19 protein-coding genes are annotated in these 18,163 nt (G+C 74.4%); 11 read left to right on the forward strand and 8 right to left on the reverse strand.

Annotated elements, in window-relative coordinates:
- Nucleotides 1–62: 62 nt before the first annotated feature.
- Nucleotides 63–1,190 (forward strand): alpha/beta hydrolase, encoded by a 1,128-nt coding sequence (locus ACFVIU_RS16740; RefSeq protein WP_385843227.1) that lies wholly within the window; start codon nt 63–65, stop codon nt 1,188–1,190.
- A gap of 169 nt (nt 1,191–1,359) precedes the next feature.
- Nucleotides 1,360–2,772 (forward strand): hypothetical protein, encoded by a 1,413-nt coding sequence (locus ACFVIU_RS16745; RefSeq protein WP_385843228.1) that lies wholly within the window; start codon nt 1,360–1,362, stop codon nt 2,770–2,772.
- A 3-nt stretch (nt 2,773–2,775) separates the two neighbouring features.
- Here ACFVIU_RS16745 and ACFVIU_RS16750 read toward each other — a convergent pair whose 3' ends face one another.
- Nucleotides 2,776–3,192 (reverse strand): VOC family protein, encoded by a 417-nt coding sequence (locus ACFVIU_RS16750; protein ID WP_385843229.1) that lies wholly within the window; start codon nt 3,190–3,192, stop codon nt 2,776–2,778.
- A 372-nt stretch (nt 3,193–3,564) separates the two neighbouring features.
- On the opposite strand from ACFVIU_RS16750, the gene ACFVIU_RS16755 reads away from it, so the two are divergent.
- From ACFVIU_RS16755 to ACFVIU_RS16770, 4 genes are all read left to right on the forward strand, one after another.
- Nucleotides 3,565–4,122: a hypothetical protein gene (locus ACFVIU_RS16755; RefSeq protein ID WP_385843230.1), complete on the forward strand. Its 558-nt coding sequence runs from the start codon at nt 3,565–3,567 to the stop codon at nt 4,120–4,122.
- A gap of 94 nt (nt 4,123–4,216) precedes the next feature.
- Nucleotides 4,217–5,815: an ABC-F family ATP-binding cassette domain-containing protein gene (locus tag ACFVIU_RS16760; RefSeq protein ID WP_385843231.1), complete on the forward strand. Its 1,599-nt coding sequence runs from the start codon at nt 4,217–4,219 to the stop codon at nt 5,813–5,815.
- Between the two features lie 334 nt (nt 5,816–6,149).
- Nucleotides 6,150–6,371 (forward strand): helix-turn-helix domain-containing protein, encoded by a 222-nt coding sequence (locus ACFVIU_RS16765; protein WP_385843232.1) that lies wholly within the window; start codon nt 6,150–6,152, stop codon nt 6,369–6,371.
- 117 nt (nt 6,372–6,488) lie between these two features.
- Nucleotides 6,489–7,292, forward strand: coding sequence for an enoyl-CoA hydratase/isomerase family protein (locus ACFVIU_RS16770; RefSeq protein ID WP_385843233.1), 804 nt, complete (start codon nt 6,489–6,491; stop codon nt 7,290–7,292).
- Nucleotides 7,293–7,303: 11 nt separating this feature from the next.
- Here ACFVIU_RS16770 and ACFVIU_RS16775 read toward each other — a convergent pair whose 3' ends face one another.
- Entirely contained in the window at nt 7,304–8,038 is a 735-nt protein-coding gene (locus ACFVIU_RS16775) for a nucleopolyhedrovirus P10 family protein (RefSeq protein WP_385843234.1), read from the reverse strand.
- A gap of 133 nt (nt 8,039–8,171) precedes the next feature.
- Between ACFVIU_RS16775 and ACFVIU_RS16780 the strand changes: the two genes are divergently transcribed.
- From ACFVIU_RS16780 to amaP, 5 genes are read left to right on the forward strand one after another with little or no spacing between them, the layout of a single operon-like run.
- The gene (locus ACFVIU_RS16780) at nt 8,172–8,642 is read left to right on the forward strand and encodes an Asp23/Gls24 family envelope stress response protein (protein ID WP_385843235.1); all 471 of its coding nucleotides are present in this window, start codon (nt 8,172–8,174) and stop codon (nt 8,640–8,642) included.
- Nucleotides 8,643–8,675: 33 nt separating this feature from the next.
- Nucleotides 8,676–8,870, forward strand: coding sequence for a hypothetical protein (locus tag ACFVIU_RS16785; RefSeq protein WP_385843236.1), 195 nt, complete (start codon nt 8,676–8,678; stop codon nt 8,868–8,870).
- Between the two features lie 4 nt (nt 8,871–8,874).
- The gene (locus ACFVIU_RS16790) at nt 8,875–9,270 is read left to right on the forward strand and encodes an Asp23/Gls24 family envelope stress response protein (RefSeq protein ID WP_385843237.1); all 396 of its coding nucleotides are present in this window, start codon (nt 8,875–8,877) and stop codon (nt 9,268–9,270) included.
- Nucleotides 9,267–9,878 carry a DUF6286 domain-containing protein gene (locus ACFVIU_RS16795; protein ID WP_385843238.1) on the forward strand — a complete coding sequence of 204 codons (612 nt, stop codon included), beginning with the start codon at nt 9,267–9,269 and terminating at the stop codon, nt 9,876–9,878. The genes ACFVIU_RS16790 and ACFVIU_RS16795 overlap by 4 nt, the downstream gene beginning before the upstream one ends.
- Nucleotides 9,879–9,883: 5 nt before the next feature.
- On the forward strand, nt 9,884–10,474 hold the full coding sequence (gene amaP, locus ACFVIU_RS16800; RefSeq protein WP_385843239.1) for an alkaline shock response membrane anchor protein AmaP: 591 nt from the start codon (nt 9,884–9,886) through the stop codon (nt 10,472–10,474).
- 6 nt (nt 10,475–10,480) lie between these two features.
- Here the strand turns inward: amaP and ACFVIU_RS16805 are convergent, their stop codons facing one another.
- The 6 genes from ACFVIU_RS16805 to ACFVIU_RS16830 all read right to left on the reverse strand — a co-directional run bounded on the left by ACFVIU_RS16805 (nt 10,481) and on the right by ACFVIU_RS16830 (nt 18,127).
- Nucleotides 10,481–11,236 (reverse strand): SDR family oxidoreductase, encoded by a 756-nt coding sequence (locus ACFVIU_RS16805; protein WP_385843240.1) that lies wholly within the window; start codon nt 11,234–11,236, stop codon nt 10,481–10,483.
- A 5-nt stretch (nt 11,237–11,241) separates the two neighbouring features.
- Entirely contained in the window at nt 11,242–13,026 is a 1,785-nt protein-coding gene (locus tag ACFVIU_RS16810) for a glycoside hydrolase family 15 protein (protein WP_385843241.1), read from the reverse strand.
- Between the two features lie 107 nt (nt 13,027–13,133).
- Nucleotides 13,134–13,931 carry an SURF1 family protein gene (locus ACFVIU_RS16815; protein ID WP_385843242.1) on the reverse strand — a complete coding sequence of 266 codons (798 nt, stop codon included), beginning with the start codon at nt 13,929–13,931 and terminating at the stop codon, nt 13,134–13,136.
- 49 nt (nt 13,932–13,980) lie between these two features.
- The gene (locus ACFVIU_RS16820; protein WP_365879981.1) at nt 13,981–14,214 is read right to left on the reverse strand and encodes a hypothetical protein; all 234 of its coding nucleotides are present in this window, start codon (nt 14,212–14,214) and stop codon (nt 13,981–13,983) included.
- A gap of 112 nt (nt 14,215–14,326) precedes the next feature.
- On the reverse strand, nt 14,327–15,310 hold the full coding sequence (locus ACFVIU_RS16825; protein WP_385843244.1) for a DEDDh family exonuclease: 984 nt from the start codon (nt 15,308–15,310) through the stop codon (nt 14,327–14,329).
- A 213-nt stretch (nt 15,311–15,523) separates the two neighbouring features.
- Nucleotides 15,524–18,127 (reverse strand): MXAN_6230/SCO0854 family RING domain-containing protein, encoded by a 2,604-nt coding sequence (locus tag ACFVIU_RS16830; protein WP_385843245.1) that lies wholly within the window; start codon nt 18,125–18,127, stop codon nt 15,524–15,526.
- Nucleotides 18,128–18,163: the final 36 nt, after the last annotated feature.

Consider the following 18,163-nt stretch of genomic DNA (forward strand, 5'->3'; position numbering starts at 1 on the left):
TTTCCTCGCCGTGTCCGGGCCTTCCACTGGCCGGGGACCGCGAGCGCCGGGACACTGGACCCGTGCGCCCAGTCAAAGCGACCGCCACCGCGGTGACCGCCGTTCTCGCCGCCGGCGCGGCATCCGTGGCCGCCGGCCGGCTGGCCAGCGACGCCGCGCTGAAGGCCCCCGCCGGCCGCCCGCTGCCCACCGAGCCCCGCCTCACCGTGCACAGCACGGCCGCCGGCCGGATATCCCTCACCCGCGATCTCGCCTCCCTGCGCCCCGGCACCTACGGCCTCGCGGGCGACGGCTCCCACGCGGTCGTCGGACCCGTCCTGACCACGGCCCGGCACAGCGTCGACACCGTCGTGCGCCGCCTGGAGGGCGTCACCCACGGCAGCCTCGACCCCGGCGACTCGGTCTGGCTCACCCCGAACCTGTACGTCGGCAACCCGCGCGGCGCCCTCGGCCTCGACCACGCCGACGTGGACGTCCCCGGCGAACTCGGTCCCCTGCCCGCCTGGTTCCTGCCCGGCAGCCGGGACATCTGGGTGATCGCCGTGCACGGGCTCGGCACCACCCGCGAACACACCATGAACCTCATGGGCTTCCTGCACGCCCGCCGGCTGCCGGTGCTCGCCCTCGCCTACCGCGGCGACCTCGGCGCCCCCCGCCCGCCGGACGGCCTCAACCACCTCGGCGAGTCCGAGTGGCGGGACGTGGACGCGGCGATCCGCTACGCGGTGCGGTACGGCGCCCGCCGCGTGGTGCTGCTCGGCTGGTCCACCGGCGCCACGATGGCCCTGCGCGCCGCCGAGCACTCCGCCGTGCGCGACCGCATCGCCGGGCTGGTCCTGGACTCGCCGGTCCTCAGCTGGGAGGCCACGCTGCGCGCCCTCGCCCAGGCCCGGAACACCCCGCAGCCGCTGCTGCCGCTCGCGGTGCGGGCCGCGCAGGGCCGGGCCGGGCTGCACGCCGACCAGGCCACCGGGGCGGGCGACCCGGAGCGGCTCGCCGTACCGACGCTGATCATGCACGGCCCGGGGGACCAGGTGGCGCCCTGGGCGTTCTCCCGCCGCCTCGCCGCCCGCCGCCCCGACAAGGTCGCCCTGCACACCGTGGCGGACGCGCCCCACGCGGCGATGTGGAACCCCGACCCGGAGGAGTACGAGGAACGCCTGCGCCGCTTCCTCACCCCACTGATGTGACCCGCGGGGAAAGGTCCGGGGGCGTTCCGTTTAACGCTGTACCGATGGCTTGAAGGAGTCTTCACGGCCGCTCCCGCTCCCCGTGCCGGGGCCGGTGCGTTGGCCAGCTCCGTCGCCCGCCGTGACATTCCGTTTGGGTTTTCGGACCGTCAACCGGAAGACTGCCCCCGTGACGTCCCGTATCCCGCGCGACTCCAGGCTTCGACTCGTCCGACCCCGACCCCTGGCCGCCGCCCCCAGAGCCGTGAACCAGCGACGCCCAGGCCGCCCCGCACCCCGGCCGCCGGAGGGCACACCCGCCCCGGCCGAGCTGGCGAGAATGGCCCGCCTCCGGCTGGCCGGCGCGGTCCGCGTCGCCCGCTGGGCCGACGCCGCCCTCGGCCCCGGAAGCGACGCCGCCACCGCCGACGGCAAGGCCACCCTGTCCGCCGCGACCGCCGAACGGGCCGCCGCCGAGCTCGGCCTGAGCGTCGCTCAGGTGCGTGCCGAATGGGACACCGCCCGCCTCGCCGGACTGGTCGAGGTGCACGGTGACAACGCGCGCCCCGGCTGGCGGCTGCGCGCCTGGGACCGCGACGACAGCGCCGTGCTGCGCGGCTGGGTCGCCCTCTTCGACGCCTGGTCGCTCGCCTCCCCGGAGCCCGCCGACCAGGAGCCCGCCGCCGTCGCCGAGGTCGTCTCGGCCATGCCCCAGGTGCTCTCCTTCCTCCAGCTGTCCGCCGGCCCCGTCCCGGTCGAACAGCTCCTCGACCTGCTCCGGCAGCGCGTCACCGAACTGCGCACCGAGCGCTGCGAGGTCCCCTACGGCCCCGCCCCCGAGCCGCCCGCCGGCACCCCGGCCGCCGCCGACCCCGCCGGGGACACCCCGCTGGAGCCCCTGCTCGACTGGGCCCTGAGCGCCCTCGCCGCCGTCGGCGCCCTCACCTACGGCGACGGCCAGGCCACCCTCACCCCGCTGGGCAGCTGGGCGGTGTGGGTCAAGCTGGAGCAGATCTGCGTGGCCGCCCAGAGCCCGGCCGGCAACATCGAGCAGTCCGCCGAGGACATGCTCCGCGGCTGCGCCCAGCTCCGCCCCAACGCGGCCCGCGCCGAGTACCGGGCCTGGCTCGCCGCCCGCCCCGTCGGCGCCGCCGTCACCGAGCTGATCGCCGCCGCCCGCGGCGAGGACGCCCTGCTGCGCGGCCTCGCCTTCGAGGCGCTGCGCGTGGTCGGCGCCCCGGCCGAACCCGAGGTGCGCGCCGTGGTGGACGAGCCCGCCCTCAGGCCGTACGCGCTGCTGTGGCTGGCCGAGCACGACGGCGTCGACCCGGAGGACGCGCACGAGGTGCTCACCCGCGAGGAGGCCACCTGGCTCTGGGTGGACACCGCCGCGGCCGTCGCCGACCACGGCGAGACGCCGATGCTGGTCCGGCACCTGGAGTCCGCGGTGCAGCCCACCGTCCCCCAGCTGCTCGACGAGGTCCGCGCCGTCGGCCACCCGCGCACCGTGCAGGTCCTGGTCGCCCTGGCCGCCGCCCACCCCGACCCGGCCCTGGCCAAGGCCGTGCGCCGGGCCGCGTTCCAGGTGCACACCGGGGGCTGAGGCTCAGGGCTGGACGTCGGGGGCGTACGTCCCGAAGCTCCACACGGTGCCCTCGGCGTCCCGCGCCAGATAGTCCCGCGAGCCGTGGTCCTGGTCCGTCGGGGGCATCAGGATCTCCACCCCGTGCTCCACGGCCCGCTGGTGGTGGGCGTCCACGTCGTCCACGACGACGTACACCCCGGCGGGCCCCGCACCCCTCATCGCCGTGTCGAACGGCCCGCCGCGGCCCCTGGAGCCGATCATCACCGCGCCGTTGCCCTGGACCAGCTCGGCGTGCATCACCGTGCCGTCCGCCGTCTCGTACACCGACAGCTCGGTGAAGCCGAGGGCCTCCGTCAGCTGCCTGATAGCCGCCCGCGCGTCCGCGTACAGCAGCGCGGGACAGACACTCGGCCGCCCTCCACCGCCCGTGCCCCTCATACCGCTCACCCCTTCACGGACGTCGTGCTCACGGCCGGCCCCGGCGTCACCCCTCCGCCGGACCGGTTCCACGGAAACCGGCCCCATCCCTACCCACCCGGCCACCCCCACCCCCCACCCCCACCCGAACGGGCGACACCGCGCCCCGCCCGCCGGGACCGGCCTGAGGGGCGGCCGTCGGAGCCGCGTCGGCAGGGCGGTAGTCGCTCGTGCGGCCCGCGGCGGCCGCTTCCCGCGCCGGCGGTTGCGTGCCGTACTCGGCCTGCTCCTCGTCGGGTGTCTGCTCGTGGTGGCCCATGCGGTGCGGCCCGTGCCGTACGGGGACCGGCTCGTGGTCGCGCCGCGCGCGGAGCGGGAGGCGTCGGCCGGACGGTGGGCGGCCCGGGCGCGGGGGAGCGCCGTGGCGGCCTACGACACCCGGACCGGGGCGCTGCGCTGGCGGTACGCGCGCCCGGGACGCCGGCCGGTCGCCTGGCCGCGCCCGCGGAGGCGATCGCGCTCTGGGACGACGGCCTGCTCACCGACACCGACGGCCGCACCGTGCGCCGGCACCGCGCCCTGCCCGGCACCGCCGCGTGGCTCCCGGCGCACGGCGGCAGCGGCGTCCTGCGCCCCCTCGGCCGGGGCATCCTCGCCGTCGTCACCCCGCACCGCGTCACCGCGTACCGCACCGCCGACGGCGACCTGCGCCGGATGCTGCCCGCCCCCGCGGACTGCGGGTTCCGGCCCGAGCGCGCCGTACGCCGCGGTACGGCCCTGCTGCTGGCCCAGCCGTGCGCCCAGGGCGCCTGGACCGGGCAGCTGGTGCCCCTGGACGACCTGGGGCGGATCACCCCGGACCGCGCCCCGCTCGGCAACGATCTCCCCGGTCACGGAACGGGTCGGTACGAACACCTGGACGTAGAAAAACCGCTTGCGTGGCCCCGTTAGACTTTCCCCATGGCCATTCTCCTCGCGCATTAGACGGCGGGAACGCCCTCAGCCGCCCACCCGCCAATCCCATGTACGCCCAGGAGTCTGTCCCTTGATCTCCGCCTCTGGTATCGAGCTGCGCGCCGGTGCGCGCGTCCTCATCGAGAACGCCACCTTCCGGGTCGCCAAGGGCGACCGCATCGGCCTCGTCGGCCGTAACGGCGCAGGCAAGACCACCCTCACCAAGTGTCTGGCCGGCGAGGGCATCCCCGCGGCCGGCACCATCACCCGCTCCGGCGAGGTCGGCTACCTCCCGCAGGACCCCCGCACCGGCGACCTGGACGTCCTCGCCCGCGACCGCATCCTGTCCGCGCGCGGCCTCGACGTCCTGATCCGCAAGATGCGCGAGAACGAGGAGCGCATCGCCAACGGCAAGGGCTCCACCCGCGAGAAGGCCATGAAGCAGTACGAGCGGCAGGAGACGGAGTTCCTCACCAAGGGCGGGTACTCCGCCGAGGCCGAGGCCGCCACCATCGCCGCCGCGCTGAACCTGCCCGACCGGGTGCTGGGCCAGCCGCTGCACACCCTCTCCGGCGGTCAGCGCCGCCGTATCGAGCTGGCGCGGATCCTGTTCTCCGACGCGGACACGCTGCTCCTCGACGAGCCCACCAACCACCTCGACGCGGACTCGATCATCTGGCTGCGGGACTACCTGAAGACCTACCGCGGCGGCTTCATCGTGATCTCCCACGACGTCGACCTGGTCGACACGGTCGTGAACAAGGTGTTCTACCTGGACGCCAACCGCTCCACGATCGACGTCTACAACATGGGCTGGAAGCTCTACCAGCAGCAGCGCGAGGCCGACGAGAAGCGCCGCAAGCGGGAACGGCAGAACGCCGAGAAGAAGGCCGCCGCCCTGCACTCGCAGGCCGACAAGATGCGCGCCAAGGCCACCAAGACGGTCGCCGCGCAGAACATGGCCAAGCGCGCCGACCGGCTGCTCGCCGGGCTGGACGCGGTGCGCGTCTCCGACAAGGTCGCCAAGCTGCGCTTCCCCGAGCCCGCGCCGTGCGGCAAGACCCCGCTCACCGCCGAGGGTCTGTCGAAGTCCTACGGCTCGCTGGAGATCTTCACCGACGTCGACCTGGCCATCGACAAGGGCTCGCGGGTCGTCATCCTCGGCCTCAACGGCGCGGGGAAGACCACCCTGCTCCGGCTCCTCGCGGGGGCCGAGCAGCCGGACACCGGCGAGGTCGTCCCCGGCCACGGCCTCAAGCTCGGCTACTACGCCCAGGAGCACGAGACCCTGGACGCCGACCGCACGGTCCTGGAGAACATGCGCTCGGCCGCCCCCGACATGGACCTGGTCGAGGTCCGCAAGGTGCTGGGTTCGTTCCTGTTCTCCGGCGACGACGTCGACAAGCCGGCCGGGGTCCTCTCCGGCGGTGAGAAGACCCGCCTCGCCCTGGCCACGCTCGTCGTGTCGTCGGCGAACGTCCTGCTGCTGGACGAGCCGACCAACAACCTCGACCCCGCGAGCCGCGAGGAGATCCTGGGCGCGCTGCGCACCTACAAGGGCGCGGTCGTCCTGGTCACGCATGACGAGGGCGCCGTCGAGGCGCTCCAGCCGGAGCGGATCATCCTGCTGCCGGACGGCGTCGAGGACCTGTGGGGCGCGGACTACGCGGATCTCGTCGCCCTGGCGTGATCGAAAGCCTGATCCACTGAGTATGGATCATTCGGCCGATCCGTGATCCATCATCTGTGTGAGAACTCCTCGTATTGAGGTGTGTCGTACACGGATTTCACGGCCGATCCCCATGCTGCCAAGGGATCGGCCGCTCCGGTCGCTGACCTGGCACTTCGTGAATCCACCCGTTCGGTCCTGCGGACAACACCCCTTGGAATTCCATAGTCCGCTTGTGGGGATGCGCTCCTGTCGTCACAACGATGTCCCACAGACCTTGCCGAATGGGTGGCCATCGCGCCCAAGAGGGGTGATCATGAGGAGACCAGAGCGCACTTCCCATGAGGAGGCACGGGTGGCCGAGACTCTGAAGAAGGGCAGCCGGGTGACCGGCGCCGCGCGCGACAAGCTCGCGGCAGACCTGAAGAAAAAGTACGACTCCGGTGCGAGCATCCGGGCGCTGGCCGAGGAGACCGGCCGCTCGTATGGCTTCGTCCACCGGATGCTCAGCGAGTCGGGCGTCACGCTGCGTGGGCGTGGCGGAGCGACCCGGGGCAAGAAGGCCGCACAGTCCTGACTCGGGGCGGCCCATCGGCTTCGATGGTGGCCACCCGGTCGGCGGACTGACCGGCCGGGTGGTTACTGTGCAGTCACTTAGCTCTGCTCTGTTGACCGCACCCATCGGAGGCGCCCCATGGCTACGCCCGAGCAGGACCTCGCTCCCGTACTCGACAAGGACGGCGTACGGCTCACCGTCGACGACACGCTCGCCACGGTGACGCTGACCAACCCGGACAAGCGCAACGCCCAGAGCCCCGCTCTGTGGCGCACGCTCGCCGAGGTCGGCCGGCTGCTGCCGGGCTCCGTCCGCGTTGTCGTGCTGCGGGGCGAGGGCAAGTCCTTCTCCGCCGGGCTGGACCGTCAGATGTTCACCCCGGAGGGGATCCCGGGCGAGCCGTCCTTCATCCAGCTCGCGCGCCGTGACGACGCCGGGCTCGACGCGACCATCGCCGAATACCAGGAGGCGTTCACCTGGTGGCGGCGCAGCGACCTCGTGTCCATCGCCGCCGTCCAGGGGCACGCCATCGGTGCAGGCTTCCAGCTCGCGCTCGCGTGCGACCTCCGGGTCGTCGCGGACGACGTGCAGTTCGCCATGCGCGAGACCAGCCTCGGCCTCGTCCCCGACCTGACCGGCACCCACCCGCTGGTCAGCCTGGTCGGGTACGCCCGCGCGCTGGAGATCTGCGCGACCGGACGGTTCGTCGGCGCCGAGGAGGCGGTGGCGACCGGACTGGCCAACCTGGCGGTTCCGGCGGCCGAACTCGACGACGCCGTACGCGACCTGGCGGCAGCGCTGCTGGCCCCGCCGCGCGACGCGGTGGTGGAGACCAAGGCGCTGCTCCGTGGCGCGCAGGACCGCGACTACGAGGCACAGCGCACGGCGGAACGCGCCGCCCAGGCCCGCCGCCTGCGCGACCTGGCCGGTCTCGGCGACTAATACTTTTCTGATCACCAGTCGACGGCGGTGACCAGTACGGCCACCGTCGGCCGGCCCTCCAGTGCGCCGTGTACGGCCGCGCGGACCCGCCGGGCCACCTCCACGGCCCGGTGGTCCGCACCGGTCGCCAGCTCCATGCGCACATGCCGGTGCGGCAGCGCGCCCTGCTCGGCGCGCTCCTCGATCCGCACCGCCCGTCCCAGGCCGCCCAGCGAGCCCGTCAGCCGCACCACCCCGGGCACCGACAGGGCGGCCGCCGCCGCACGGGCCTCGTCCGGGTCCGTGGGCTCCCGGGCGGGCGCCGGCTGCGGCAGATGGACCGCCGGGGGCGGCGCGTCTTCGTCCAGCAGCTCCGTCACGCGCAGATCCACCTCCGCCACCGCCAGCCCGAGCCGCTCCGTGGCGGCCGTGGCCAACGCCCGCCGCAGCCGCTCCGCCGCCGTCGGCAGGGGCTCCCCGGCCGTGGCCGCGACGTCCGCCGTCACCCGAAGGGCCCCCGGCGGCAGCCCGCTCGGCGGCGCCGGTACGACGGGCTCGGCCGCGTCCTCCGGATCGGCGAGCGCGATCCGCAGCGCGCCCAGCCGCACGCCCGGCACCTCCGCCGCCGCCCGCTCCAGTACCGCCGCGGCCGCGCCCTCCGCGATCCACGCGCCGTCGCCCGGCCCGCCCAGCGGCAGCAGCCTGCCCAGTCCCACCGGGTGCCGCACCGTCCGCGCCGCCGCCTGTGTCCACCGGTCCGCCGTCATTCCTCCAGCCTGCCGCATCCACGGCGCGCAGCCGGGCAACCTTGCATACCGTGGTGTTCAGGACGACAGCCGAAGAGGGACCGAAGAGGTACGGCGACCGAAGAGGTACGACGACCGAGAGGGACGTACGGCGATGACCGACATGACGACGACCCCGGAAGGCGCTCAGGAGCCGCAGGTGTCGACCCGCAAGGCCACCCGGCGCGGCGGCGGCGACCCGGCGACCCGTGGGCGGACGACCATCGCCGACGGCGTCGTGGAGAAGATCGCCGGACTCGCCGCCCGGGACGTCGTCGGCGTCCACGCCCTGGGCAGCGGGCTCGCCCGCACCTTCGGCGCCGTGCGCGACCGGGTGCCGGGCGGCTCCAAGTCGGTGACCCGGGGAGTGAAGGCCGAGGTCGGCGAGGTGCAGACCGCGCTCGACCTGGAGATCGTCGTGGACTACGGCGTCTCCATCGGCGATGTCGCCCACGCCGTGCGCGAGAACGTGATCGCCGCCGTGGAACGCATGACCGGACTCGAGGTGGTCGAGGTCAACATCGCGGTCAGCGACGTCAAACTCCCCGAGGAGGAGGAAGAGGAACCCGAGCCCCGGATCCAGTGACGGCCCACCGCCCGACGAGCTGAGGAGCGCTGCATGAGCATGGCCATGGTCGGCATGATCGCCGGGATGGCGCTGGGTTTCGCCGGGTACTTCGGCGGGTTCGGCGCCTTTCTGCTGGTGGCCGCGCTGGGTGCGATCGGGTTCGTCGTCGGCCGGTTCGCCGAGGGGGACCTGGAACTCGGGGAGTTCTTCCGCACCCGCGGCGACCGGCGCGACCGGCGGAGGTGACCGGGTGAGCCTCGAGACCGGCACGGTGCGCCCGGCGCCGGCCCGGGTGCCGCCCGGCGAACGCGGCGCCACCCGGATCGCCGACCGGGTCGTGGCGAAGATCGCCGCCGAGGCCGCGCGCGAGGCGCTGGCGCCGTTGCCCGCCGAGGCGACCGCCCCGCACGCCACGGTCGTCGTGAGCCCGCACCCGGCGCCCCGCCCGGGCGGGGGAACCCCCCGGGGCACCGCCCGGGTCCGGGTCCACCTCGAACTCGGCTACCCCTGCGACATCGGCGCCCGCTGCGCCGCCGTGCGCCGCCGGGTCACCGAGCGGGTGGAAGGCCTCGTGGACCTGGAGGTGTCCGAGGTCGCCGTCCGGGTCGAGGGACTGCACCTGCCGACCGGACCGGGGAGGACATGATGAGCGAGGCACGGCCCACCGGCACGCTCGGCGAGGCCCCCGAGGCGGACGCCCCGGCCCCCGCCGGCAGCGGCCGCTTCTGGTCGCCGCGCCGCGTCCCGGCCGCCGTCGTCGCCGTCCTGCTGGCGGCCGGCGCGGGCCTGCTGCTCTACGACATCGCCGCCGTCCGCGCCCACCGCCCGGCGATGTACTGGCGCCGCGCCCTGGCCCGGCAACTGGCGCAGCGCCCCCTGGACGACGTCTGGGTGCTGACCGGCGCCGCCGTCGCCGCCGCCCTCGGCCTGTGGCTGATCGTCCTCGCGGTCACCCCGGGCCTGCGCGCCCAGCTGCCGATGCGCCGCCCGCACCCCGAGGTCCGCGCCGCCCTGCACCGGGAGGCGGCGGCGCTGCTGCTGCGGGACCGCGCCATGGACGTCTCCGGGGTGCGCGCGGTGCGGGTGCGGATGCGCCGCCGGAAGGCCGACGTCCGGGTCGTCTCCCACTTCCGCGACCTGGACGAGGTCCGCGCCGACCTGGACAGCACGCTCGACGAGGCGATGCGGGGCCTCGGCCTCACCGCCCCGCCCGCGCTGTCCCTGCGGGTGGCGCGGCCCGGACGGAAGGGGTGACGGGGATGCGCGCAGGCCGCACCGGCGGAGTCAGCCGCGTCCTGCTGGCCCTGGTGGGCCTGGTGCTGCTCGCCGTCGGCGGCGCGGTGCTGGCCGTCGGCCTGGGCGCGCCGCCGCCCTCCTGGTGGCTGCACACCGGCCCGCACGACGTCCTGCTCACCCGGCACGAGCGCACCCGCTGGCGGGACACGGCATGGTGGTGGCCGACGGTCATCGCCGCCCTCGCGGCCCTGATGCTGCTCGCCCTGTGGTGGCTGACGGCGGTCCTGCGCCGGCGCCGCCTGCCCGAGCTGCTCGTCACCACCGGCGACGGCGAGGGCGCCCTGCTGCGGGGCAGGGCCCTGGAGGGCGCCCTCGCCGAGGACGCGGTCCGGCAGGACGGCGTGGCCCATGCCGAGGTCCTGCTGGCCGGCCGTCGTACGACACCCACGGCGCGGGCCTGGCTGCGCCTGGAGCCGGACGCGGACCCGGCGGGCACCCTGGCGGAGTTCACGGCCCGGGCGCTCGCCCACGCACGTGACTCGGCGGGGCTGCCGTCCCTTCCGGCGGAGGTGCGGCTGGGCACGGTCAGGCACCGCGCCGGAAGGGTCGGTTGAGGAGCGTCAGAAGCCGCGCCGCATGCCGCCGTCCACCGGCAGCATGATGCCCGTCAGGTAGGAAGCCGCCGGTGACAGCAGGAACGCGGCGACGTTCCCGAACTCCTCCGGCGTCCCGTACCGGCGCAGCGGGATCCGGGCCTCGCTCGCCGCCCGGGTGGCCTCCGGGTCGGCGGAGAGTCCGTCCAGTTCGCGCACCCGGTCGGTGTCGATCCGGGCCGGCAGCAGCCCCACCACCCGGATACCGCGCGGCCCCAGCTCGTCGGCGAGCGACTTGGCGAAGCCGGCGAGCCCCGGCCGCAGCCCGTTGGACACGGTCAGCCCGGCGATCGGCTCGTGCACCGAGCCCGACAGCACGAACCCGATGACCCCGCCCGCCTCCAGTTCGGCCGCCGCGGCCCGGGCGAGCCGCACCGCGCCGAGGAACACCGACTCGAAGGCGTCGCGCCACTGCTCGTCCGTGTTGTCCGCGACGAACCCGGGCGGCGGCCCGCCCACGCTCACCAGCATCCCGTGGAAGCCGCCGAAGTTCTCCCGGGCGGCCGCGATGAGCCGCTCGGGGGCGTCCGGCGCGGAGTTGTCGACGCCCACCCCGACCGCGTTCGGGCCCAGTTCCGCGGCGGCCTCGGCGGCCTGCTTCCCGTCCCGTCCGGTGATCACCACCTTCGCCCCGTCGGCGACGAGCCGGCGCGCCGCGGCGTTGCCCAGGCCGCGCGTGGCTCCGGTGACGACGTACACCCGGTCCTTCAGTCCAAGATCCATGGCCCCTATCCTGCCCCGTCCTCCCCGAAGAGTGTGAGGGCGGTGTTCACCAGGCCGATATGGCTGAACGCCTGCGGGAAGTTGCCCAGCTGGCAGCCGTTCAGCGGGTCGTACTCCTCGGCCAGCAGGCCCACGTCGTTGGTCAGCCCCACCAGCCGGTCGAACAGCTTCCGGGCCTCCTTCCTGCGGCCGGTCAGATGCAGCGCGTCGGCCAGCCAGAACGAGCAGGCCAGGAAGGCGCCCTCGCCGCTCGGCAGCCCGTCGACGACCGAGTCCTCGGTGTCGTAGCGGCGCAGGAAACCGCCGTGCCCGAGGTCGTCGCGGACCGCGTCGACCGTGCCGACCACCCGCGGGTCGTCCGGCGGCAGGAAGCCGACCCGCGGGATGAGCAGCAGCGCCGCGTCGAGTTCCCGGGAGCCGTAGTACTGCGTGAAGGTGTTGCGGTCGGGGTCGAAGCCCTTCTCGCACACCTCCTGGTGGACCTCGTCGCGCAGCGCGCGCCAGCCGTCCAGGTCGCCGTCCAGCTCCTTGTGCTGCTCCAGGGTCTTCACGGCCCGGTCGGCGGCCACCCAGACCATCACCTTGGAGTGCACGAACTGGCGACGGCCGCCGCGCACCTCCCACAGGCCCTCGTCCGGCTGCCGCCACGCCGACACCAGGAAGTCCATCAGCGAGCGCTGGATGGCCCACATGTGCGGCCGGGTGGGCAGCCCGGAGGTGCGGGCCAGCGACAGCGAGTCCATCACCTCGCCGTACACGTCGAGCTGGAGCTGTTCGACGGCGCCGTTGCCGGTCCGTACGGGGGTGGAGCCGGCGAAGCCGGGCAGCCAGGGCAGCTCGGTCTCGGCCAGCCGGCGCTCGCCCGCGACGCCGTACATGATCTGGAGGTCGGCCGGGTCGCCCGCGACCGCGCGCAGCAGCCAGTTGCGCCAGGCCTCGGCCTCCTCCTGGTAGCCGGCGCTGAGCAGCGCGCCGAGGGTGAGGGTGGAGTCGCGCAGCCAGCAGTAGCGGTAGTCCCAGTTGCGCACCCCGCCCGGCTTCTCCGGCAGCGAGGTGGTGGCCGCCGCGACGATCCCGCCGGTCGGGGCGTAGGTGAGGGCCTTGAGGGTGATCAGGGAGCGGACCACCGCGTCCCGGTAGGGACCGTCGTACCGGCACTGCCGGGCCCAGCGCCGCCAGTCGGTGACGCTGCTCTCCAGCGCCTCGTAAGGGTCGGTGAGCGGCGGGCGCCGCTCGTGCGAGGGGTGCCAGGTGAGCACGAAGGCGACCCGGTCGCCCTCGGCCACGGTGAACTCGGAGCGGGTGCAGAAGTCCTCGCCCCAGGTGCGTACGGCGGGCTCGCTGCGCAGCCACACCGCGTCCGGGCCCGCGACGGCCACCCGGTGGCCGTCCGTGCGGCGCACCCACGGCATGATCGAGCCGTAGTCGAAACGCAGCCGCAGGGTGCTGCGGACGGTGACCCGGCCGGTGACCCCCTCGACGATGCGTACGACGTCGGGTGCGCGGTCGCGCTGGGGCATCAGGTCGGTGACGCGCACCGTGCCCTCGGCGGTCTCCCACTCGGTGTCGAGGACGAGCGTGTCGGGCCGGTAGGCACGCCGGGTGCACGTGTCCGCTCCCTCGGGGGCGATCCGCCAGTGGCCGTGGTTCTCGTCGCCCAGCAGCCGGGCGAAGCAGGCGCCGGAGTCGAAGCGGGGCAGGCACAGCCAGTCGATCGAACCGTCCCGGCCGATCAGGGCGGCGGTCTGTTCGTCGCCGATGAGGGCGTAGTCCTCGATGCGCGCGTTCACGGGATGCGGTTTCCCGCGGGACCAGGGGGCCAATCAGGTGGTGCGCCGGGGGAGTGACGTACGCGTGGGCGGGCATCTGCCGGGCAGTGACGTGCCCGCGGCCGGGGCTAGACCGCGGCCGGTTCCGGTTGCTCCGGCTTCGGCTGCGCCGCGGCCTCCTCCCGGTCGCGGATCTCCCGCCGGACCAGGAACCACCAGCCGACCGGGACGCCCGCGGCGAACAGCCACCACTGGATCATGTAGGCGTAGTTCAGCGGGGCGTCCTCGCTGCCCGGGTCGGAGATCTGCTCCGGGGAGCCGTCCTTGGCCCGGGGCGCGGTCTGCTCGACATAGCCGCCGAGCACCCGGGCGCCGAGCCGGTGGGCCTCCTCCGCACTGTTGATCAGCATGATCTGCCGGTCGGGCAGGCCCTTGACGTTCTTGATGCCGCTCGCCGCGGTCGTCTCGTCGGCCATCAGCCGCCCGGTGACGGTGGTCCGGCCGGCCGGCGGGGCGGGGATCTTCGGGAAGGCGGTCTGCACGCCGTTCGCGGGGATCCAGCCGCGGTTGACGAGCAGGACCTTGCCGTCGTCCAGGACGAAGGGGGTGAGGACGTGGAAGCCGACCTCGCCGTCGGAGTTGGTCCGGCGCCGGACCACGACCTCGCGGGCGGTGTCGAAGGTGCCGGTCGCGGTGACCGTGCGGTACCTCTCGGTGCGGGTCACGGTGTGCCCGGGGGAGGACAGCTGCTCGACCGGGACCGGCTTGGCGTGCAGCGCCGAGGACACCAGGTTGTTCCGGGCGGTGCGCTGGTCGTAGCGGTGCTGCTGCCAGAAGCCCAACCTGATCATCGTCGGGATCAGCGCGATCGCGACGAGGGTGAGGATCACCCACTGGCGGGACAACAGGAAGCGGTAGCGATGCACCCCACGACGTTACCTCCGGGCCGTGGGGTGCATTCAGGCGGGTACCGGGTCACACCCGGTCGACGACTCCGGCCCTCCCCTCCGCACGGGCGCAGTGCGCGCCGCAGTACCAGTGGCCCTCCGCCTCCACGCCCTGGCCGATGATCTGCACCCGGCAGTGTTCGCAGATCGGGGCCATCCGGTGGATCGCACAGGAGAAGCAGTCGAAGACGTGCACCGCGCCCTGGGCATGGACCTCGAAGGTCATTCCGTAGTCATTGCCGCAAACTTCGCATGTCGCCATGGGCCACAGCGTGGGCCGCCGTCCGCCGCCGGGCGAGCGGCCGCCGGGTGAGTCGTGGACCAATCACCCGTTCGTACGGCCCCGCGCCCCGGTCCGTGACGGGCGCCGGACGTCACCCGTCGGCGGGCTCCACATCGCGCAGCAGCTGCCCGAACGCGGCCTCGTCCACCATGGGTGTGCCGAACTGCCGCGCCTTGGCCACCTTGGAGGTGCCCGAGTCGGGGTCGTTGGTCACCAGCAGGCTGGTCAGCCGGGAGATGCTGGACGCCACATGCAGCCCGGCCTCGGTCGCCCGGTCCTCCAGCAGCTCGCGGTCGACGGAGGTGTCGCCCGAAAACGCCACCCGCATGCCCTGTTTGAGGGGTTTGCCCTCTTCGTACCGGCCGGGGTTGGGGTAGGGGCAGGCGGGCCGCTTCCGGGACGGCCGCCAACTGCCCGCGCGGAAGCCGCCGTAGCCGCCGGTGGACTGCCGGGGCACCGGCCGGTCCGACCACTCCGTCAGCGGGCGGCACTCCAGCAGCGGCAGCCGGACCCCGCCCGCCGCGGCGGCGTGCAGACTGGGCCGGAACGCCTCCGCGAGCACCCGCGCGTCGTCCAGCGCATGGTGCGCCCGCTGCTGTACGACGCCGAAGTGTGCCGCGAGCGACTCCAGCTTGAAGTTGGGCAGCGGCAGCCCCAGCTCCTTCGACAGCGCGATGGTGCACAGCCGCTGCCGCACCGGCGCCTGGCGCTGCGCCCGCGCGTACTCCCGCGCGATCATCTGCCAGTCGAAGACGGCGTTGTGCGCGACCAGCACCCGGCCGTCCAGGCGGGCCGCGAACTCCTCGGCGACGTCCGCGAACAGGGGCGCGCCCTCGAGCACCTCGCTCGTCAGACCGTGTATCCACACGGGACCCGGATCGCGCTCGGGGTTGACCAGCGTGTACCAGTGGTCCTCGACCTCGCCGCGCGCGTCCAGCCGGTACACGGCCGCCGAGATGATCCGGTCGTCCCGGGCCAGGCCGGTGGTCTCCACGTCAACGACCGCGTATCCCTTCGGATACGCGATCGGCCACTGGGTGGGGGAGGACACTGCGGTCGCACGGTCTTCGAGCATGGTCACTGAGGATACGGGCCGCGACTGACAACGCCGTCCCGCAGGTTCCGCCCGTACGTCACGGCACCGTTCGGCAGCTCGACCGTCGTACGCGCGTGCGTACGCTGCCAAAAGCCCCTAAGTGGCACATATCTTCGGCGGTTGCGGATTACGGATTGCGGGTCACGGATTGCCGGGGGCGTCAGCCGAGCGCCGCCATCAGATGCCCCGCCGTCAGCCGAGCGCCGCCACCAGGTCCCCGGCCGTCAGCGGAGCCAGACCGCAGCCGTCGGCCGGGCCGGGCAGCAGCCGGTACACCTCGCCGCTCGCCTCCCGCGGAGCCACCCCGCCGTGCACCAGCGCGAGCAACACACGGTGTCCGGCGGCCGCTTCGCCCGCGCGGGCGTCGGCGTCCGCCGCGTCCCGCGCCGGCTCCCGCCGGTCCGGCGCTTCCAAGGCCTGTATCCGGGCGGCGAAGGCCGTTTCCGGCTCCCCGGCGCGGCGCAGGTAGTGCCACAGCTCCCCGGGCTCCTGCGGCCCCGGTGCCCGCCGTACGACCAGTACCCGGGCGCTGCGCGCCGCCGCGTGCCAGACCGCCAGGTCCCACAGCGTCGTGCGGCCCGTGGCGAAGTACTGGGTGAGGTCCCGCGCCATCCGGCCCAGGGCCGCGCTGTGCCGGTACAGGTTGTGGTAGCCGCCGGCGGAGGGCAGATGGAGGTCCGTCCACAGGAAGGTGCGGCGGCGCAGGTCCACCACCATCGGCACCTGGATGCGCGAGTCGCCCTCCAGGTCGTAGCGCTGGCGCACGGTGCGCGGGTGGTACCCGGCGCCGCGCGCCCGCTCGTCCGCCGACGGCAGCGTCATGAAGCCGGCGAACGCGTCCGGCAGCTCCTCGAACGGGATGTCGTTGAAGCTGAAGACGACCGGCACCGCGTAGCGCACGCCCAGCTCGCCGAGCGCGCCGAGGTCCAGGTCGACGTACTCGGTCGCGCCGTCCGGCGCCGGTGCCGAGGTCAGGTCGCCGGAGTGGACGGCCCACCGGTCGCCGTAGACCAGGCTGGTGTAGTCGCACAGGCCGGCGAACTCCCAGTCCTCGTCGTACAGGGCCACCGACAGGTCCAGGTCCACCCGCGTCCTCGGCGGCTGCATCCAGTGCAGGAACAGGCGCAGCACCTCGCCCTCGGGCAGCGGCTGGGTGCTGCCGCGCGGCACCGACACCAGCGCCCTGGCGGCCGCGCCTTCCGCGGACGGTACGGCGAGCCCGGCGAGCGCCGAGTCCAGCACCGCCAGTTCGAACCGGGGCAGGCCGGTCAGCCGGCGCAGCGCCTCCTCCTCCAGCAGCGCACACACGCGTGTGGTGACCGCCTCGGCGAGCGGCGCCCGGGTGTCGTCGACCGTCCAGGCGTGCGCGACCTGACCGCGCGGGAAGAACACCCGCCGTGGGGCGGCCCGGTGGCGGACCCGCATCCGGCCCAGCGCGGCCAGCAGCGGACCGGGGCCCGCCGTGGGCAGCGCGCGCCGCAGCACCTGCGCAAACTCCTCGGGCAGCGTGTCGAGTTCGCGCAGCCGCAGCAGATGGTCCAGGCGGCGCAGCAGTTCGCCCGGCCGCTGCGCGAGCAGGGCCAGCGCGGCCGGTGTGTCCCGCTCGGACAGTGCCTGTTCCACCCGGGCGCCCCAGGACACCGCGTGCAGCCGGCCGCCGCCGGCCCGGACCGCCTCCGGGTGTGCCGCGGCCGTGCTCAGCAGCGCCTCGCCCAGCGCGGTGCCGGCGGTGCCGGTGCCGCGCAGCACGGCGAAGGCGAGGGCGGCCCGCGGGTAGCGGGCGTGGTACTCGAACGGGTGCAGGATCTCGGAGGCCCGCTTCCACCCGGCCGGGTGCCGCAGCACGTCCTCCACCAGCGCGGCCGCCGGCAGCCCGTCGAGCACCCCGAGCAGCAGGGCGCGCAGCGCGCGCGGCAGCGAGCGCAGCCGGGGCGGGGCCAGCAGGTCCGCCGCGCCGCCGGACCACACGTGCAGCAGCCGCAGCACGTCCGTCGCCGTCGTCAGCTGTCGGCCGAGCAGTGCGGTCGCCGCCCCGCGCGTGTGCCGGTCGCGCAGCAGCGTGCCCAGGACGAGCGCCTTGGTCTCGCGCACCGGGATCTCCGCTGGGAACCAGCCGAGGTCCCGGGGCGCGTGTTCCAGCAGCACCTTCAGGTCGTCGCGGTCCTGCGGCGGCAGGGGGGTGCGCCGGGCCAGCAGCGCGCGCAGGGCGTGGACCGTGTCCGCCGCCGCGTCCGTGCCGTGCGCGAGCAGCTTCAGCGGGCCCGCCGGGACATCCCGCGGACGGCGCGGCGCGCCCGGCACCAGGAACGGGTCGGCGGGGTCGACGCGGCGGTGGCACAGCGGGCAGCCGGTGTACTCCGCGCCGTCCCAGCAGTCGCGGCAGACCAGATGCGCGCACGGCGCCACCGGCTGCACACCGCTCACCGTGCCGCACAGCACACAGGGCTGCGCGGGCCACTGGAGCAGCAGCGCGAAGACCCGGTCGACGTAGAGCGCGAAGGTGTCGCCGGGCACGGAGACCGGGAAGTTCCGGAACAGCGGCATATGGGTGCGGTCGGCGCCCAGTTCGGCGTCCAGGTGCCGGAGCAGCTCCCGGCCCGCCTGCGCGAGCCCGGCGGGCCCGAGCCAGGCGAGCGCCGCGCGCAGCTGGGCCGTCGGCGCGAAGCCCCGGTCGAGCAGCTCGCTCTCCAGCGCGACGAGCCCCTGTGCCGTCGACGGATCGCCCGGGCGTGGTCCGGCCTGGTCGACGTAGACGGTACGGAGGCGGCGGAGCAGCACGGACGTCAGTGCGGACAAGCGGAGATCCCCCGGTGGAGACGGTGTGTGAGGGCG

It is taken from the genome of Streptomyces sp. NPDC127190 (genome assembly GCF_042672505.1).
In the GTDB taxonomy this organism is placed as follows: Bacteria; Actinomycetota; Actinomycetes; order Streptomycetales; family Streptomycetaceae; genus Streptomyces.

Coding starts and splice junctions, on each gene's coding strand:
- ACFVIU_RS16750 (WP_385843229.1), bottom strand. CDS start 3,192: ATGAGGGGCACGGGCGGTGGAGGGCGGCCGAGTGTCTGTCCCGCGCTG.
- ACFVIU_RS16770 (WP_385843233.1), top strand. CDS start 6,489: ATGGCTACGCCCGAGCAGGACCTCGCTCCCGTACTCGACAAGGACGGC.
- ACFVIU_RS16775 (WP_385843234.1), bottom strand. CDS start 8,038: ATGACGGCGGACCGGTGGACACAGGCGGCGGCGCGGACGGTGCGGCAC.
- ACFVIU_RS16780 (WP_385843235.1), top strand. CDS start 8,172: ATGACCGACATGACGACGACCCCGGAAGGCGCTCAGGAGCCGCAGGTG.
- ACFVIU_RS16785 (WP_385843236.1), top strand. CDS start 8,676: ATGAGCATGGCCATGGTCGGCATGATCGCCGGGATGGCGCTGGGTTTC.
- ACFVIU_RS16795 (WP_385843238.1), top strand. CDS start 9,267: ATGATGAGCGAGGCACGGCCCACCGGCACGCTCGGCGAGGCCCCCGAG.
- amaP (WP_385843239.1), top strand. CDS start 9,884: ATGCGCGCAGGCCGCACCGGCGGAGTCAGCCGCGTCCTGCTGGCCCTG.
- ACFVIU_RS16805 (WP_385843240.1), bottom strand. CDS start 11,236: ATGGATCTTGGACTGAAGGACCGGGTGTACGTCGTCACCGGAGCCACG.
- ACFVIU_RS16820 (WP_365879981.1), bottom strand. CDS start 14,214: ATGGCGACATGCGAAGTTTGCGGCAATGACTACGGAATGACCTTCGAG.
- ACFVIU_RS16825 (WP_385843244.1), bottom strand. CDS start 15,310: ATGCTCGAAGACCGTGCGACCGCAGTGTCCTCCCCCACCCAGTGGCCG.